The following is a 17622-nucleotide window of genomic DNA, read 5'->3' as shown; positions in this document are numbered from 1 at the left end:
TTAGTAGGTAATGTGTGGATGTTGCAAGAATACAATTTGGCTATTTAGCGGCTCGCCTTCTCGTATGGTCTTCATATAGGTGCCATCAGGATAAAGCATCCACGACTGGACATTGTCTTGCAGCATAATTTCTAAGCAGTGTTTGATACTTTTTTTGAACGAAATATCCAAAATCGGGAAGATCGTCTCGACGCGTCGGTCAAGATTGCGCTGCATCATGTCAGCGCTGCCGAGATAGACTTCTTCATCGCCATTGTTATAAAAATAGAACACGCGGCTATGTTCCAGAAATCGTCCGACAATGCTCACGACGCGGATGTTGTCGCTGATGCCTTTTTGCATGGGGCGAAGTGAACAAATGCCGCGTATAATAAGGTCAATCCAGACCCCTGCTTGTGAAGCACGATAGAGTGCCGCAATAACCTGTGGGTCAACCAGTGCATTGAGCTTCAAGATAATATGCCCATTGCCGTGCTGGCGCTGATGGGCAATTTCACGCTCAATCATCTCCAAAATCCACTTGCGGATGTTGAGCGGTGCGACAATGAGTTTCCGATACTGATCCTGACGTGAATAGCCCGTTAGGTAGTTAAATAGCTCAGATACATCTGCAGCGATATCAGGATTGGAGGTAAAGAGGCTGTAGTCAGTGTAAATGCGTGCAGTGGTGGCGTTGTAGTTGCCGGTGCTGAGATGCACATATCGCCGCAGCCCATCCTCTTCACGACGCACAACCAGTAGCATTTTGGCATGCGTCTTTAAGCCAAGCAAGCCATAGACGACATGGGCGCCTGCTTTTTCCAGCGCACGTGCCCAAACAATGTTGTTTTCTTCATCAAAACGGGCTTTCAGCTCGACCAGAACGGCAACTTGCTTACCGCGTTCAGCAGCTTCAATGAGGGCTTGCACAATCGGTGATTTGCTACCTACGCGATAGAGCGTTTGCTTAATTGCCAGCACATGAGGGTCGGTGGCGGCACACTGGACAAAATCAATCACAGGTTGGAACGAATCGTAGGGGTGATGCAAAAGCATATCGCGCCGCCGCAACAGAGCGAAAATATCTTCGTCATCGGCAAGTGCAAAGGGATTGCGTGGCACAAACGGCGCATCTTTCAAATCAGGGCGGTCAATCGACATCACTTCCATTAGGCTACTTAGCCCTAAGGCGCCTGGAATTTCATAGACCTTGCGGTCCTCAATTTCAAGGTTTTCAATGAGCACTTGCCGAATGTAATCAGGAATGCCGGGGTTAACATCCATCTTGACCACACTGCCATAGCGACGCTGACGCAGACCTTGCGAAACCGTCTCGAGCAAATCGCCTGCTTCATCTTCTTCAATTTCAATATCTGCATCACGCGTAACGCGGAAAGGATGTGTGGAGATAATCGTTACATTCGGAAAAAGTTTCTGGATGTTGTTGGTAATGATATCTTCAATCCAGACAAACATAATTTTCCCCTTCGGCACACGGCAACCGCTGATTTTGTCAAGGCGAATAAGACGCGGCAGCCCATCGGGAACTTTCACGCGAGCAAAACGTGGCGGAGAATTTTCGTGTGGCTTTAACTGAACCGCAAGCGACAGCGAAAGATTGGAAACAAACGGGAAGGGATGTCCGGGATCAAACGCCAGAGGTGTAAGCACAGGAAAAATCTGTTCATCGAAATACTTATCCAGCGCAGTCTTTTGCGACTCTGAAAGGTCTTGATAGCGCACAAAAGAAATGCCTGCGTCTGCAAGTTGCGGAATGAGTTCGTCGTAGAACAGGCGAGAATGCTCCGCCAGCAAATCAATGACGCGAGTGCGAATTTCCAGAAGCTGCTGCATGGGGGTCATCCCATCAAAGGAGCGCATCGTAATGCCAGCCTCAACCTGCTCCTCTAACCCAGAGACGCGAATCATAAAGAACTCATCGAGGTTAGAGCTGAAGATTGCGATAAATTTAACGCGCTCCAAGAGTGGATGCGACGGGTTGCGCGCTTCGTTGAGCACGCGCTTGTTGAACTCAATCCAGCTCAGTTCCCGATTGATGTAAAGTTCAGGTGCAACAATGTCGCGCAGTGGTTCACTCAGGTTTTTAGGAAGTGTTTTTCTTGTTCGCGCCATAGATTCTCGAAATAAGCCAACAAGTTTCAACAAATACACTGAACATACTCATTAGGGGCAAAAAAGAAAAGGTTGCAGGGCATCGCATTGGCAATACACAGCAGTGATGCTGTCTGAGAACCGAATTTTTAGGTGTAAGTTCAAAACACGGCGCGCACTTCAGCACGTCCAGTGTGAATAATGCGACCAGTTGGAAGTGCACGACCGTCGTACCCAGCGGAAGCCGTAATGAAATTGCTCACTCGATAATCCACATCAATTCGCCAGAGGAGTGTGGTGCCAAATGGATTTCCGTTGGTCAGCTCAAAGACGGCTTCGAAGGGACTAATGCCTGAGAGAGTGGCTTCGGTGCGCTCGAGCTGTGCGCTGATGCGGCCTTTGCCGCGCAGCGAATAAATCGCACGAAGTTGCTGCGTGTTCAGCGTGGCAAGGGCGGCTTGTCCGATGCGTGAAGCGGGGAAAGTGTCTTCTCGCCACTCGTAGGAGGTGCGGATGCCTAGCTCTAAATCTTGGATGGGGCGGTATGATATGTCAGCTGATAGACCAATGCCGCTAATAAAAAATTGCCGACTGATGCCGCCAAAATCTCGTCCTTCCAGAGCGCTGGCAAATGAGCGGTGAAGTGTTGAGAAAAAGTTTAGCTCTATGCCCCAGCTGTAACCGATGCGGCTAACAGCGCGCAAGCTGCGCTCTACAAAGAGCCGCCGCTCCACACCCAAACTAAACTGATTCAGGCTGCTCCGCTGCTGAAAGCGCAAGCGTAGGTTGGTTAGCTCAGTCTCAAAGAGGAAAATGTCTTGTTGAACAGTAAATGCGCCAACCAGCGTGGTGGAGTCGTTCTGGAAGCGAGAAAAGTCCAAGAGGTAGATGCGGCTAAGTTCGCGCTCTGTGCTTCGTTCTTCAACGCGAAAGAGCGATTCGCTCGAGAGCGCAGAAAGAATGTGTTCAAAGAGAGACTCACGCTGACTGAAAAAGCGTGCTGGACGCAGGCGGAATCGCAGACTGGTGCGAAGGTCAATTGTCGGAAAAAGTTCATCGCTGGGGAAGGTGCGAAGAATATACTGCAAATTGTCATCACCGACTTCGCCGATAAAGGTAACAGGAATGAATTCATCAAATTCACGCAAGCCGTTCCCGTTACGATCGCGCCAGATAAAGTTGCCGCGTCCAAGTGGCACGGCAAAAAATCGCCGTTCTAAGCGAGAGGTTTGTTCGGTGGAGACATCATAGAGCCACTCAAGCTCCAAAGCTGCACGAAATGGGGTGTAGCGTGTCTGAAATCGCAGGAGAAAGGTCTCCACATCGCTGTTGCCACGCTCACGAAAGCGTTCACTGAAACGACGCACGCGATGCGTAAAGTTGAGAAAGGCTAAGAAGTCGCTACTTGGCAAAAGTTGCCACTCTGCTGAGAGAGTATGGGCTGCGGAGGCTGGAATGAGTGAAGCGCCGAAAGGCATCTGCGAATCAAATAGCTCATCGGTGCGGTAACCGAAGCTGGCAGAGAGATTCTGACCCAGAAAGTTTGTAAGACTAATGCCGACTACGGCATCAAGAATTTTATGGCTGTCGGGACGCAATGTATCCGTTAGAGCAGCACGCGTATCTTTTTCGCTAAGCTCCAAATTGAAGAAAGGCTTTGCCAAAAAGCTCCAAAATCCCCCGCTGGCAGGACGCAGCTCTACCCCAAGCTGCCCACTGTGCCGTACCCAGTTAGCGTTTTCTGCTGTCAGCGCATTTTGACTGGCTGTGTGAGCAATAGAGTAGGTTACACTAAGGAGCGAATCCAAACGCAGTTGCAAACCCACTTCTTGGCGCAAGGCACTGAACAGAGTTTCTCGCTCCAATTGCCCCAATCGGTATGAAAAAGCAAGTGGTCGGATTGGCTTATAGGTCAGAAAGGCACTGCGGAGTCGCTCTGCGGCTTGCGCCGTAAAAAGGAGACGACCGTCAAAGTCAATCAGGTTGAAGTCGCGATTTAAGTCAACAGGCAATGTGCGGTCAATGAACGCAAACTGCCGAGAGGTCTCGCGCTGAGAGAGCCGAAGGTCAAAATCACCCAGCTTCACTCCGAAAAGCTCAAATGATTGCGGTGAGAATGTGGCACTAAGCGTGTAGGCGCGTCCATCTCGCAGCGAATCGTCGAGCGGAGAGAATTTGTTGAGGTCATTTTGCGAAAGCGCCCCTTCGAGCGAAAAAGACAAACCCTTGACAGGAGAAAGCTGCAGCGACAGGTCTAAAACATTTTGCGCTGTAGGAAGGGGTAAAAGCGCAAAGGGAACATAGTTGCCCAAACCTTCGCCAACATACTCATAGATACCAAAGTTGAGACGTCGATACGAACCTTGTCCTTCAGGCACGATGCTGAAGGGCGGGTTCCAGAATGCATAAGGTGCGCCTTCGCCGACAAAGCGAAAAATGCTCCGCCGCTCACCTTGAATGACAGTGTCAATTTTGACGTATGCGCCACGCGGTCGACCTAAGGAGTCCACGCCAACGAATGCGGTTGTGTCGGTAGCACGAAGTCGGTCTGCGCCTGCTTGCCGCAGACTCTCTCGCCCACGCTCTGTCAGCAAAAAGTCAATTGGTGAGTTTTCATCGTCAGATTCAGAGATGAACGAGGCTTGAAAACGCAAGCGGTCATCAAAGAGTGAAGCAACAGTTTTGCTTGTTAGGAAATTGCGTGGATAAAGCCGTTCCGTGAATTGGAAGTCGACGGTAATGCGCGACTGTTGCGTAATGAGCCGACGTGGCTGAAAGTATATTTCGCCGGTTGCATATTCAATCACATAGTCATTGTTTTGTCCGCGCACCATTAGCTCGCCGTTCACATACACGCGCTCTGTGCCAGCCAGCACAATGATAAAAGGCTCGCCATTTGGACCAGTCAAGCGGTATGGGCCTTGCACGCCATCACGACCGTTAAACTGATTAGTGTGAAAGCGTCCACGTGCATTTGCAAAGCTGAGGAGCGTTGAGATGGAGCTGGTCTCTGAAAAATTGAATGTGCCTTCAACTTTGCCACCCTGTAAGCGACGCTCAAGGTTTGCAAACTCTGTGCCGCCAAGTGAGAGATTAAAATCGCCAATTGTGGCTCTGGCTTTCTCTGCTTTTACTTCTACAAACACTCGGTCAAATTCTTGCAAAGTTTGCGTATTGCCTTCAGGCTGGATAGGGGTATTTTCGTCAGTCAGCGCCGCGGCAATCTCAACGCCGGGCGCAAGAGTGCCTTCTAACTGCAGCCGCAGACCAGAAGTGACATTCAAGTCTTGATTTGAACCCACTGTAATGCCGCGCACCAAGCTGCCTGAGCGGCGAAGGCTTGTGCCAGCGAAAATGTCATCTATCTGCAGCAGGGGGGCTTTAGGCTTGCGAGCCGCCAGCATATCTGGCAGAAGTGAATCGCGAGCGGTCTGAAAAAGAATTTCTCGACGCAAATACTCGCGCTTCAAGCTGAAAGGCAGAGCGCGGTAGCGAACTTCCAAGCGATGCAGAAGGCTATCGCGAAAGAGGTAGCGCAGGTAAAGAATGCCACGCACATCGTCTATGCGGTAGCGCGTGGAATCCACTGGAAGACCGTCAAAGAAGATTTTTTCAGAGCCACGAAAAATGAACTCGTCAGGCAGTTTGAGTGAATCCACTGGCAGGGTGTAAAGGACAAAGACTTTTTCGCCCCTGTTTGTGGTGTAGCGCTCGAGAAAGGGGCGGGTAGAAAGGCTGTCGCCGCACAGCGGCGGCGGTTTCAATGCAGAAGAGAGGGAAGCCGAAGGCTGTGCAAAAAGCTTTGTTCCAAACAACGCTGCAAGGACAAATGCACCAAAAGACGATAGAGCCAGAAGCGACCCCGTGCCGCTAAATGCAAACCCTTGTAGCAATGCCGTGATACGGTCTTAAACTTGCGGTCTTGAACGAAGCGAACAGGCGCTGCTAGTGTTGCATAGATACCTTGACCAACACTGCCTCTACAGCATTCAGCAGAGTGAAGTTAAAACGAGCACGAAGACAAATTCAAGACCGCTCTATGGGCAGAAGTTAAGGGGAGCTGCAAACCAGTATAACCCTCTCTCAGTTGAGAGAGGGCTTAGCGGTGTCAGGTTAAATCATCTACGGCTTGAATGTGCATCACTTGATGCAGGTTCATCGTCTCAAAGACCTTTTTAAGGTTAGGATTGGGGTTGGCAATGATGAGCTTTGCACCGTGCTTTTCAGCTTTGACGTGCAAGCGAATAAGTAACCCTACGCCGGAGCTATTGGCAAAGAAGACGTTTTTGATGTTGAGAACGATTTCCTTGTGCCCGTCCTCGAGCAGTTTCGTGACGGTGTTATATAGCGGTTGGGATTGCTCGCCGCCCCAAAGCTCGCCGCTGACTTCAACGACGGCGCGTAGGGTCGTAATGCGCGTGTTCAAGGTCAGAGACATTAAGTCAGCATCGTGTTGCGTTGGTTGCGGAATGGTTAAAAGTAGAATCGTCTGCATCGTCGTTTTGAGTTTTAGGCTATTTTATGGCTTGCCAATCACGTGCGTAGCGAAAGTCAGCGCCAATTGTACGCGGCGAAAGCTTAGCGATCACCGGCGTAAGGCGCTTGAATTGGCTACGCACCACAAGCCGCCTCGTTTTACTCAAAAACGCCAAAGAAGTTCCATTCTTCAGAATTTCGTCATCGCTGAGCCGCAAGTCTATCATCTGGTAGAGCACCCTGTCGACATCTTGATAAGTGAAGCCCAGCTCATCTTCATCTGTTTGACCTTCCCAGAGATCGGCACTGGGCTTTTTTTCAATGATGCGCTGCGGAACGCCCAAGTGTTTAGCCAGTTCCCAGACTTGGGTTTTGTAGAGGTCACCAATTGGGTTAATTGCTGAGGCCATATCGCCGAAAAGTGTCCCATAGCCCAAGAGCAGCTCTGTCTTATTGCTGGTGCCGATAACGAGCCGCCGGTCACGCATAGAGATGTCGTAGAGCACAATCATACGCATTCGTGCCATCACATTGCCGCATCGCACCTTATCGGCATCAGGGCGAGAGGCTAAGAAAGCATCTACCATTGGTGTAATATCACATCGCTCAGAGGCAATGCCAAGCTGCGAGACCAGCAGTTCAGCATCGCTGAGGCTATCAGGGCTGCTGGTCTTGTAGGGCATCATCACAGCAAGAACGTTCTCCTTGCCAAGAGCGCGTGTGGCAAGCGTGCATGAGACCGCTGAGTCCACACCACCCGAAAGGCCGACAACCACTTTTTCGAAACCGAACTTGCGCACTTCTGTGCGAATGAAGTTGAGCAGAATGTCTTCGACAATTTGGTAATTCATACCTATTGTAAGGCGAGTCAAGGTTTAACAGCCAGTTCATCCTCGACAACCTTCCCATCACGCAGCGTGATGATACGGTCGGCAATTTGTGCCACGTCGTGTGAATGAGTAGCGATAATGAAAGTCTTTTTTTCTTCTCGCGCCAGTTCTTGCACCAATTCCAAAATTTGCGCGGCATTCTTAGAGTCCAAATTGCCGGTGGGTTCGTCAGCAATAATGAGGTCTGGATTATTTATCAAAGCCCGAGCAATCGCCGTGCGCTGCATTTCACCACCCGACAGCTCGAAGGGCTTATGCGATAAGCGATGTCTCAAACCTACACGCTCGAGCAGCATCACTGCGCGCTGTCGCATCTCTGGCTCTGGTAAGCGTGCCAGATTGCTCGGCAAGAGCACATTTTCGAGCACAGTCAGCGTAGGCATCAGATTAAAGAACTGAAAAATAATGCCAATTTTCTTGCGCCGAAACAGCGTAAGCTGCCGCTCCGTCATTGTAGTAATGTCTGTGCCATCAATCAAGACTTTGCCGCGTGTAGGCTTATCAATTGCGGAAAGGATATTGAGCAAAGTGGTTTTGCCGCTACCTGAGCTACCCATCAAGGCAACCAGTTCATTACGGGCAATCGTGAGAGAAATGCCGGACAAGGCTTGCACAGGGGAGAGGTGCTCATTGTAGAGTTTTTCAACGTCTTGAAGCTCGACCATGGATGTATAGCATTTCCTGAAAACAACGCCGCACTGCGCAAAGACGTTCAGAAAGGGTGTATCTTTGCAAAAGCTTGCAGAAACAAATTATGTCGAGAAACGTGGTTGGTTTCAAAGAAGCGGCGCAAAAGGCGCTTTCGCACTTTCGTGATGTAATGCAAAGCACGCCGTATCAGAACATCTGCGTCGAGGAAATTGAAAAATCAGAAGATGGACAATTCTGGTTTGTAACAATTGGCTACGATATGCCAACCAATGATTCTTCCTACGCGCTCTCCAATATGGTGCGGCGCTACAAGGTCTTTAAGGTCGATATTCTGACTGAAGAAGTGGTCTCAATGAAAGTGCGAAATTTGGAGTGAGCCTTTTGTGCTCCCTGCCAGTGAAAGAAAGCAGCAAGTTCTAACTTCAAGGCATCTTTTTAACTTTTCTGCCTACTTCTTTGCTAGCTCAGCCTCTACGGCTTTGATAACCTCCTGACTCATTGGATTAACACTGCTTTTGAAGCGTGCAACAATTTTGCCATCACGAGAGATAAGAAACTTCTCAAAGTTCCAGCCCACTTCGCCCGAAGGCGTAGCATGGCTGGTAAGGTAGGCGTAGAGGGGGTGCTTCTTTTCGCCGCGCGTAGAAATTTTCTCAAACAGGTCAAAGCTGACGCCATAGCGCGTGGTGCAGAACTTTTTGATGTCTGCATTGCTACCCGGTTCTTGCCCGCCATAATCGTTGGAAGGGAAAGCTAACACCGCCAAACCTTTTTCACGGTAAGTTCGGTAGAGTTTTTCAAGGTCAGCATATTGTGGCGTGTAGCCACATTCAGAAGCCACATTGACGATAAGAAGCACCTTGCCCCTGTAATCAGCGAGTGATTTTTCCACGCCGTCAATTGTTCTAAGCGTAAAGTCATAAATCGATGGCACAGAGAGCGTAGCAGTAAGCAGTGAAATAAGAATAACTGTCATACAGTTAAGTTGGTTTCAGGTGTTGGACGAGATTACTCAGCTTTAATGACTTGGGCTTTGCGAATAGAGCCATCATACACTAAGCCGCGTCGAAGCACCTTGATAACAGTGCCCGGCTCATAATTCGTTTTGAGCACTGCGCCAACCTTCTCGTGTTTTTCTACGTCGAAAAGTGACTGCTTAGGACGAACTTCTATCTCCGTTACATTCAGCGCTTCCATCAACGCTTTGAGATATTCTTGCACGCCGTGAGGGGTGTTAAGTGGCGCATCAGGCTCAGCTTGGAAGAGGGCATCGATTTTATCAATGTGCGGAATAACGCACTTCTGAATAAAAGACTTTGACTGCAAGCCTGTGTCGAGAAGCACTAAATCAGAGCGGAGTTCATTGAGGTAAAAGAGCAGTTTTTGAAGAAGTTCATTCTCTTGAATGGGGGGCGCAGTTTGCCAGCGAGAAATGAAAGAAAGAATAAGCGCTTGAAGACGCTGACCGAGTTCGCTTTTTATCTCTATGGCAGACGGCGCGAGATTGAAGTGCCGTTCTAGCGCCGCAAGGCGAGCTGCGAGAATTTCAATTGTTTGTGCACTCGCTGCACTGGGGTCGCTTTGTTGCAACACTTCTTGATAGAAAGGTTTATTGAGCTTGGACTCGAGATGGCGCACTTTGGCGTCCAGTTTAGAAATCTGGTCGCGCTTTCGGCGCAAAAAGCCAGTGGAAACAACTGCAGCATAGAGCGACACAACTGCAGACAGGAACGCAAGAATCACTGCCCAAGTGGCTCGCTCATCTGCTTTCTGGATTTGTTTCAGTTGCTCAATCGGCAGTTCAGTGTGCTGGGCTTGCGGCTGGCGCACATCAAAAATCTGCTCCAGCACACTGCGACGAATAAGACGCAGAACAAGCGCACTTTTCAAAATGCGGTCTTTGTAGTCAATAAGCGAAGGGCGAAAAGCCCATTCACCCACCGCAAAGTTGTAAAGTGCAAGAGCTTCAGCAGTGCTGGGGTCTTTCAGTAAAACTGGGTTCGCTTCAGCCGCATCGGCATTGAAGACGATGACACGGTCTTTGATACCAAAGGCACTAACGCTAACTTGCTGAACAATGCGCTCACCACTAAGGAGCGCATCAATCAAGTCTCTATACTGAGCGGGCGAAGCAAGTTTGCGCTTGTCAAATTCCGTAAAGAACGACGCAAGACGGTTTTCTAAGACTTGGACAATTTCAGCATTACTGAGCGGCAAGCTTGGAATCGAGCGATCACTTGCAAGCTCCAGTATAAGGGATTTCGTTTTAGACGGAAGGCGCAGTCGCAGTTCATCAGAACGCTGACGATGATTCAAAATGAAGAGCGTGTAGCCTTCATCGAGGTCTAAAGGATTTTGACGCTTGAAGTAAAAGCAAACGGTTGGCTGCTCGGTCTGTGCCCAAAGCAGCAGTGGCGCAAAGAGCAGCATGGAGAGCAAAAAGAGGCGTTTGAACATTTCTCTCTAAATTTGCAAAACTTAGGTTCTGGATCGGCATACTTTGCGGTCGCCAAAAATAATGAAAATCACATAAGCCTGTGAATCAAAAAGCTCGAACCTTCGCCCCGCTATCAAGGGAAGAGGAACGCGTTTTAGATGCATTGCATTTTGTGCTCTCTTTTGAGGAATTAGCCGAAGAGACACACTTGGAAGCAACGCGTTTGCACGAAGTGCTACAAGCGCTCTTAGTCAGTGGTGATGTGCAAGCGTTGGAGTGGGTAGAGTCAAAAAAAGAGTTTCTCCCTGTGGAAGCGCTGCAAAAGCCGCTGGAAACTTACTACTTTCTTGCGACCAAAGAGGGGCTGTTTCGCCACCATTCTGCGTGAGCAATGACGGGAGGTAACCAATACATTCGCCTGCGCGTGGCGGCGCTTTGCATTCAAGAACATGCGGTGCTCTTTGTGAAGCATCGTCGATTTTTGCCCGATTTAGACTTGCCTGATGAGACATGGATTTTGCCCGGTGGCGCTGTAGAGGTAGGCGAGACATTGGAGCAAGCCGTTAAGCGAGAAGTGCAAGAGGAAACTGGCTTACTCTGCAAAGTAGGCAGAATGCTCTTTGTCAAGGAGCTGATTTTGCCAGCGCGCCATGTGCTCTCACTCTGTTTTTTAGCAGAGATTACAGGCGGCACACTGCGCACAGGTCGAGACCCTGAACTGCCAGAGGAACAGCAATTAATCTTGGAAACAGCGTGGCTGCCGATTGAATCGCTGCATCGATATCCTGTCTATCCGCCATCGCTGCCAGCCTTCATACAAGCTGGTGCCCCCTCACACTTTGCCGAATATCGTGTGCGCTACTTCAAGAGCGAGGAATAACCAAGCTGTGGATGTGCCGCAAGAGATGTCCCCTTCTCTTCAGAGAGGGTAAAGGTAAGGGTACAACGCAGCATAGCAGGGGAAACTGAGGCGAAGAGACTGGTGTGCCCAAATTGACCTTAGCGCATAAGGCACATCTTGATACCAATCTGCAAAGTGTGCGATTCCTTAACTGAGAGAAGACGACAACAATTAGCGAGCTTAACCTACTTTTGCAGTTCTGCTGTGTTGCAACGAACTCAGAAAACGAGCAAACACTCAAGATGCATCATAACGAACTTTTGCCAGCTATTGCTATCAGTGTGATGGCGGCAACAGTGCTAGGACTTCTGGCGCGTATGGCGCGCTTGCCACTGCTGATTGCCTACATTTTGGCAGGCGTTGTAATTGGTCCGAAAATTGGTTTTGGGTGGGTTAAGAGTGAATCTGAAATTCAATCTATCTCTGAAATCGGCTTAATTCTGCTCCTTTTTATTATCGGCTTAGAAATTGACCTCAAAAAACTTTTCCAAGCTGGAAAAGCTGTAACGATTACGGGACTATTGCAAGCGCCGCTGTGCTTTGCATTAGCTTGGGGCGTGCTCTGGCTGTGGGGTTTTGAAAACAAAAATGGGCGGTATGAACAGCTCTACCTTGCATTTTCGCTTGCCATTAGCTCCACCATGATTGTGGTGAAAGCACTTTACGAAAAACACGAACTGGACACGCTAGTCGGACGCATCACGTTAGGCGTATTAGTGTTTCAAGACATTTGGGCTATTATCTTCCTGGCTATTCAGCCTAACCTAACAAGTCCGGAGCTATGGCCGCTGGTCGGCTCCTTTGCACGAGGTGCAGGACTTATCGTGTTTTGCTTGCTACTAAGCAAATATGTGCTGCCATACCTTTTCAACACGATTGCTAAGCTCCCAGAGTTAATGCTGGTGGTGTCGCTGGCATGGTGTTTTTTGGTTGCCTCACTAGCTACACTGGCAGGGCTTTCCAAAGAAATGGGAGCACTCATTGCAGGCGTAAGCCTTTCAACCTTCCCCTACAACTTAGATGTGGCGGCTAAGGTCATCAACATTCGTGATTTCTTCATTATGCTGTTCTTGGTAGCGTTAGGCATGCAAATTCCGATGCCGACTGCATCGGTCGTAGGAGTTGCGCTCGGTTTGTCAGTGCTAGTGCTACTGACGCGAGCCATAACGGTTTGGCCGATTCTCGCTGGGCTAAGATTAGGGCGGCGAGTGGGCATTGTAAGTGCCATCAACCTTTCGCAAATCTCGGAATTTGCATTAGTTGCAAGTGCAATCGGGCTGAGCTACAAACACATTGAAGCGGAAACCATTTCTTACATCGTCTTCACGCTGGTCATCACAGCCGTGCTTTCCACCTACCTTATTGCAGCAAGTCATGACATCTTTTTGTGGATAAATCGAGCACTGAGCCGAATTGGGTTTAAGGAACGCATCGGCGAAGAGGAGCGTAATGAACAGGTCAAAAAAACAATCTTCATCCTGGGCTTTTTCAAGTTTGCAAGCTCGCTTATCTATGAGCTGGAAATGCGGCAGCACATCTTGAAATCACAAATACGCATTATCGACTTCAACCCAGCCGTAATTCAGGCGCTGCGTGAAAAGGGCTATGATGCGCAGTATGGCGATATTTCGCATCTGGAGACTTTGCACCACTTAGGCATCTCGCAAGCTGAAGTGGTCATCTCCACGATTCCAGATTCCTTGCTCAAAGGCACAACCAATTTGAATCTCTTGAAAGCCATGCAGCAGCACGCGCCGAAAGCAAAGACAATTGTGATTTCCGAAGATATTGGCTACGCTGTGCAGCTCTATGAAGCGGGGGCAGATTATGTGCTGGTGCCAAGACTGCGCATTGCCCAACAGTTGCTTGAGATTCTTGAAAAATCCTTCAATTGGACAAAGCCCGGCACTGACACAGAAGGCTACAAGGAGCTTCAGGTGCGCAAGGAAGTCCTAAGCTAACAGCAGAAGGTAGAGCGAAAATTGCGGCTACCTTGCCGAGCACATTTACCCCTACTAACGATTGGCATACTGGCGTTCATAATACTTTTGATACTCGCCGCTGATGATACGTTCCCACCATGCTCGGTTGTTAAGATACCATTGGATGGTTTTGGGCAAAGCAGAGTCGAAGGTTTCAGCAGGTTTCCAGCCAAGTTCTCGCTGGATTTTGGAGGCATCAATTGCGTAGCGACGGTCGTGTCCAGGACGGTCAGTTACGAAAGTAATGAGGCTTTCTGGTTTTTGCAGATATGCCAAAATGCGCTTAACAATCTCGAGATTGGGCATTTCGTTGTTACCGCCGATGTTATAGACTTCACCCACTTTGCCTTTGTGAAGGACAAGGTCAATGGCGCTGCAGTGGTCTTCCACATAGAGCCAGTCGCGCACATTCATTCCGTCGCCATAGATGGGAATAGGCTTGTCGTAAAGGGCGTTTGCAATTGTAAGCGGGATAAGTTTTTCAGGGAATTGATACGGACCGTAGTTGTTGGAGCAGCGCGTAATGATGCATGGTAGCTTGAAGGTTTCCACATATGCACGCACCATTAGGTCAGCGCCTGCTTTGCTGGCAGAGTAGGGTGAGTTCGGACGCAGAGGGGTCTCTTCTGTAAAGTAGCCAGTCTCACCCAGTGTGCCATAGACTTCATCTGTCGAGATTTGAATGAATCGCTGAACACCGAACTCTTTGGAGACCTCCAGAAGCGTCTGCGTGCCTAATACATTGGTTTCAACAAAGACGCGAGCACCCATAATGCTGCGATCCACGTGCGATTCTGCCGCAAAGTTGATAACCACATTGATTTGGTGCTGCTCGAAAGTCTCCCGCAGTTTGTCTGCATCGCAAATATCGCCCTTGACAAACTTGTAGCGCGGTTTATTCTCGACATTGCGCAGGTTTTCCAAGTTGCCAGCGTAAGTGAGTTTGTCGTAGTTAATGAGGTTATAAGTGGGGCGCTTTGCCAGCATGTAACGAATAAAATTTGAGCCAATAAACCCAGCGCCACCTGTAACTAAAATGTTGAGCGTTGGTGTCGGCATAGACCGTGTTTTTAGGTTGCAAATTTGGGTCTCTACCCCCTCTCTCTGCACTTAGCGCACCGCAAAAGGCTGCGTGCAAAAGAGTTCATCGGGTGTGTAGAGGAATTGCCAGCCAGCGACCGAAAGCGCAAGCGTAAGCCAAATCATAAGCGGCAGAAGCAAAAGTGCATAGCGTTTGTCGCGTGCTTGAAATCCAAAGTAAAGGTTAAGCGCATTGGTGGCAAACATTCCGAGCGTAGTCAGGAAGCCCAAAATTGGGCTATGAAGACCGAAGTAAAGCCAACTAAACATCGAAAAAAATCCCCATAGTGAGGTATAGCTCCAAAAGAGCACAGTGTATTGCGGCTCTGTGCGCATTTTTTGCACGAGCAAAAACCCAGCCCACACCATCAGTGCTTGAAGCACGACCCAGATAGGCGCAAAAGCCCAGTCAGGTGGCATAAACGGTGGGCGACCAACAGCGTCCAAATAAGAACGCGTGGCAATCCAGCCACCCGAAAGCAAGTTCATCACAAAGAAGAACAACACACCGTGATACCAGCGTAACTTTGACCAGAAAGTGTAAATCTTGTTCATTGCTAAGACTGAATAATGAGATGCGGATGAGCTTCAAGAAAACGTTTCCAACTCTGGCTTTTACGCTGAAGCGTGCGTTTGGTAACAGCTTGGGGTGAGTTATGTCGGAGCGCATCGCAGAGTGCAATGCCTAAGGCATCGCTGGCATCTAAGAACGGACCTGTGTCAGAAAGGCAGAGAAACTTTCGCACCATAAAGGCAACCTGTTCCTTTGCAGCGTTGCCATTGCCAGTGAGGGCTTGTTTTACTTCGCGGGGTGAGTATTCGGTAATCTCTAAGCCGTAGCTGACCGCAAGCAAAAGCACGACACCGCGCACTTGACCTAATTTCAACGCAGATTGTGCATTCTTGCCATAGAAGGCAGTTTCCAGTGCAAGGCGAGTGGGTCGGTATTGCTGCAATAGCTGCGACAGCCTGTCGTAGATATGTTTGAGGCGAAGTGCCATCTCCTCTTTGGCATGAGTGCATACAACACCGAAATCAACAGCAGCAACTGCCTGTGATGCAGCATCAATAATGCCGTAGCCAGTAGTAAGCGAGCCCGGGTCAATACCGATGATGCGCATCGTCTTTGTTGGTATTAGTTAGCAAAGGACAAAAATACACACAGAAGCATTCTGGGTGTTCAGGCGAAATGAACAGCGGCACTATGGCATACGTGCGCCGCTGACTTTCTCACGCAGGGAGACACTGCTGCTGTTCATTTGCAAGGCACGTTGCCAGAATTCTCTGGCTTTGTCAGGTTTGCCAAGTTTGTGATAGACATCGCCCAAGTGTTCCAAAACAGCGGGGCTTTCGCGACCAGCACTCAGCGCTTTCTCAATCCAGATACGAGCCTCTTCATAGTTTCCAAGCTTGAAATAGACCCAGCCAATTGTATCCAGATAAGCGCCGTTATTCGGCTCTTTTTGAACCGCAAGTTTTGCCATCTCAAGGCAGCGCTCTAACTGCTGATTACGCTCTGCCAAAGAGTAGGCAAGGTTATTAAGCACAAGTGCATTTTCGGGATCGAGCTTCAAGGCAGCCTCATAGCTGCGCTGGCTGTCTTCAGGTCTGCCAAGTCGGTCATATGCAATACCGAGTGTGCTGTAGGCTTGCACCCGTTCTGCAGAAGTGCCTTGGTCAGTAGATTGCAAAGCTGCCTCAAGCACATCCACGGCTTCACGGTCACGGTTCGCTTGACTGAGAGCAATGCCTAAAAGCATTTGCGAGCGGAAAGTCGGTTGCGGTTGTCGCTTCAAAGCGAGCTTGAAGGTGAGTATAGCTTGTTCAATCTCATTTTTTTGCAGGTAGGCAATGCCCAGATTCTCCCAGCCTGCAATCATATCAGGGCGCAGCACGGTGAGCTGCTTGAAATTCTCAATTGCCTGAGCAAGATTGTGCTGCTCGATGTGCACAATACCCAAAAACCAATACGGTTTCCACTCTTTGGGATAGAGCTTTTGCACTTTGGTTAGCACAATCTCAGCAGGTTTGAGAAAGAGCGTATCTTTTGCAGCGCGGCTAAGGTAGGCTTCGGCGAGTGTCATACGCTCCTCTTTGGTGCGGGAGCTATGCTCAAACATTTTCTCAACAATAGCTTCAAAGCGTTTCCAGTCGCGCTGACGGATATAGACTTCAGAGTAGCCAGCAAAAAGACGCGGTTCGTGCGGGGTGCGCTCAGCAATCTCGTCGTAAGTGGCAAGGGCTTCCTCATAGCGCGCCGATTTGAGGTAAATCTCTGCCAGCATATAGTAGAGATCATCATTGGTGGGGTCAATCACAATCATTTGCAGAAGCGTGAGCGTGGCTTCGTCATCGCGCTTGAGCTGAAGCTGCAAGAGCAATTTTTTGTAAAGGGCTTCGAGGTCAGTGCCGGAAACTTTCAGAATGCGGTCATAGACTTCAATTGCTTTGTCATACTTCTCACTGGCAGTATGAGCAGCAGCCAGCATGTAGAGGGCATTGACATCGTGCGGAGCTTTGCTCAAAAAGCGCTCTAAGGTGGCAGCGGAGGCATCGTATTGCTGAGCTTCAAAGTAAATTTGTGCAAGCAGATGGTCATACCACTTGTTAGTGCTATCCAGTGAGGTGGCCTTCTGTGCAGCTTGAATCGCTTGGTCTAATTTGCCAAGTCGCTGATAACACTTTGCAAGGGAAAAGTAAATAGCAGCTTCGTTAGGCGCATAGCGTAGAGCGTCTTGATACTCCAAAATCGCTTGTGAGAATTGTTCCTTAGCTTCGTAAAGCGCACCGCTCACAAAATATCGCATGGCTTTCGCCAAATTGGGTTTTGTCGGCTCAGCGGGCTGAACTTTGCGCTCTGGAATCTGCAATGCCGTGTTCTGAACCGTTGCGCAGGCAGAAAAAGTCATTGCCAGCAGCAAGAAGTATCCCAATCGTGAAAGCCTAGCGTATCTCATTGTTAGGTCATCTATGTGTAGAGCCGCCAGAGGCTCGCAAATTGCTTAGTAAGTCTGAGCAACAACAATGAGGAAGTTAAAATTTCCCGAGCACTCTTAAAACAACTTTTGCCGAGGCGCAAAGAGAGAGGGGTTACAGGCAAAAGATTGTGGCGGC

The 17622-nt window shown here is 49.2% G+C and carries 15 protein-coding genes; 4 read left to right on the top strand and 11 right to left on the bottom strand.

Annotated features, from left to right (window positions below; all coding sequences use genetic code 11):
- From ppk1 to NZM05_01880, 5 genes are all read right to left on the bottom strand, one after another.
- Positions 1-2112, bottom strand: coding sequence for a polyphosphate kinase 1 (gene ppk1, locus NZM05_01900; GenBank protein MCS7012374.1), 2112 nt, complete (start codon positions 2110-2112; stop codon positions 1-3).
- A gap of 140 nt (positions 2113-2252) precedes the next feature.
- Complete coding sequence (locus NZM05_01895; GenBank protein ID MCS7012373.1) at positions 2253-5984, bottom strand: hypothetical protein; 3732 nt, start codon at positions 5982-5984, stop codon at positions 2253-2255.
- A gap of 215 nt (positions 5985-6199) precedes the next feature.
- On the bottom strand, positions 6200-6586 hold the full coding sequence (locus NZM05_01890) for an STAS domain-containing protein (GenBank protein ID MCS7012372.1): 387 nt from the start codon (positions 6584-6586) through the stop codon (positions 6200-6202).
- Between the two features lie 19 nt (positions 6587-6605).
- Positions 6606-7418, bottom strand: a complete 813-nt coding sequence (locus NZM05_01885) for an NAD+ synthase (protein MCS7012371.1) — start codon at positions 7416-7418, stop codon at positions 6606-6608.
- 17 nt (positions 7419-7435) lie between these two features.
- Entirely contained in the window at positions 7436-8122 is a 687-nt protein-coding gene (locus NZM05_01880; protein ID MCS7012370.1) for an ABC transporter ATP-binding protein, read from the bottom strand.
- Positions 8123-8211: 89 nt separating this feature from the next.
- Between NZM05_01880 and NZM05_01875 the strand changes: the two genes are divergently transcribed.
- Positions 8212-8484: a hypothetical protein gene (locus NZM05_01875; protein MCS7012369.1), complete on the top strand. Its 273-nt coding sequence runs from the start codon at positions 8212-8214 to the stop codon at positions 8482-8484.
- Positions 8485-8556: 72 nt separating this feature from the next.
- Here the strand turns inward: NZM05_01875 and NZM05_01870 are convergent, their stop codons facing one another.
- Both NZM05_01870 and grpE read right to left on the bottom strand, forming a co-directional pair.
- Positions 8557-9084, bottom strand: a complete 528-nt coding sequence (locus NZM05_01870) for a glutathione peroxidase (protein ID MCS7012368.1) — start codon at positions 9082-9084, stop codon at positions 8557-8559.
- Positions 9085-9116: 32 nt separating this feature from the next.
- Positions 9117-10565, bottom strand: a complete 1449-nt coding sequence (gene grpE / locus NZM05_01865; GenBank protein ID MCS7012367.1) for a nucleotide exchange factor GrpE — start codon at positions 10563-10565, stop codon at positions 9117-9119.
- A gap of 80 nt (positions 10566-10645) precedes the next feature.
- On the opposite strand from grpE, the gene NZM05_01860 reads away from it, so the two are divergent.
- The 3 genes from NZM05_01860 to NZM05_01850 all read left to right on the top strand — a co-directional run bounded on the left by NZM05_01860 (position 10646) and on the right by NZM05_01850 (position 13407).
- Positions 10646-10933 carry a hypothetical protein gene (locus NZM05_01860; protein ID MCS7012366.1) on the top strand — a complete coding sequence of 96 codons (288 nt, stop codon included), beginning with the start codon at positions 10646-10648 and terminating at the stop codon, positions 10931-10933.
- Positions 10934-10936: 3 nt separating this feature from the next.
- Positions 10937-11425, top strand: coding sequence for an NUDIX domain-containing protein (locus NZM05_01855; protein MCS7012365.1), 489 nt, complete (start codon positions 10937-10939; stop codon positions 11423-11425).
- Between the two features lie 263 nt (positions 11426-11688).
- A complete protein-coding gene (locus NZM05_01850; GenBank protein ID MCS7012364.1) occupies positions 11689-13407 on the top strand; it encodes a cation:proton antiporter in 1719 nt (572 codons plus the stop codon).
- Positions 13408-13461: 54 nt separating this feature from the next.
- On the opposite strand, the gene rfbB is transcribed toward NZM05_01850, so the two are convergent.
- The 4 genes from rfbB to NZM05_01830 form a co-directional block, all read right to left on the bottom strand.
- Positions 13462-14487 (bottom strand): dTDP-glucose 4,6-dehydratase, encoded by a 1026-nt coding sequence (gene rfbB / locus NZM05_01845; GenBank protein MCS7012363.1) that lies wholly within the window; start codon positions 14485-14487, stop codon positions 13462-13464.
- A gap of 51 nt (positions 14488-14538) precedes the next feature.
- Positions 14539-15063: a tryptophan-rich sensory protein gene (locus NZM05_01840; protein MCS7012362.1), complete on the bottom strand. Its 525-nt coding sequence runs from the start codon at positions 15061-15063 to the stop codon at positions 14539-14541.
- A gap of 2 nt (positions 15064-15065) precedes the next feature.
- Complete coding sequence (gene ruvC / locus NZM05_01835) at positions 15066-15629, bottom strand: crossover junction endodeoxyribonuclease RuvC (GenBank protein ID MCS7012361.1); 564 nt, start codon at positions 15627-15629, stop codon at positions 15066-15068.
- A gap of 81 nt (positions 15630-15710) precedes the next feature.
- Positions 15711-17465, bottom strand: a complete 1755-nt coding sequence (locus NZM05_01830) for a tetratricopeptide repeat protein (GenBank protein MCS7012360.1) — start codon at positions 17463-17465, stop codon at positions 15711-15713.
- Positions 17466-17622 lie beyond the last annotated feature (157 nt).

The organism is Chloroherpetonaceae bacterium, assembly GCA_025056565.1.
In the GTDB taxonomy this organism is placed as follows: Bacteria; Bacteroidota; Chlorobiia; order Chlorobiales; family Thermochlorobacteraceae; genus Thermochlorobacter.
This window is presented reverse-complemented; position numbering and strand designations above follow the sequence as displayed.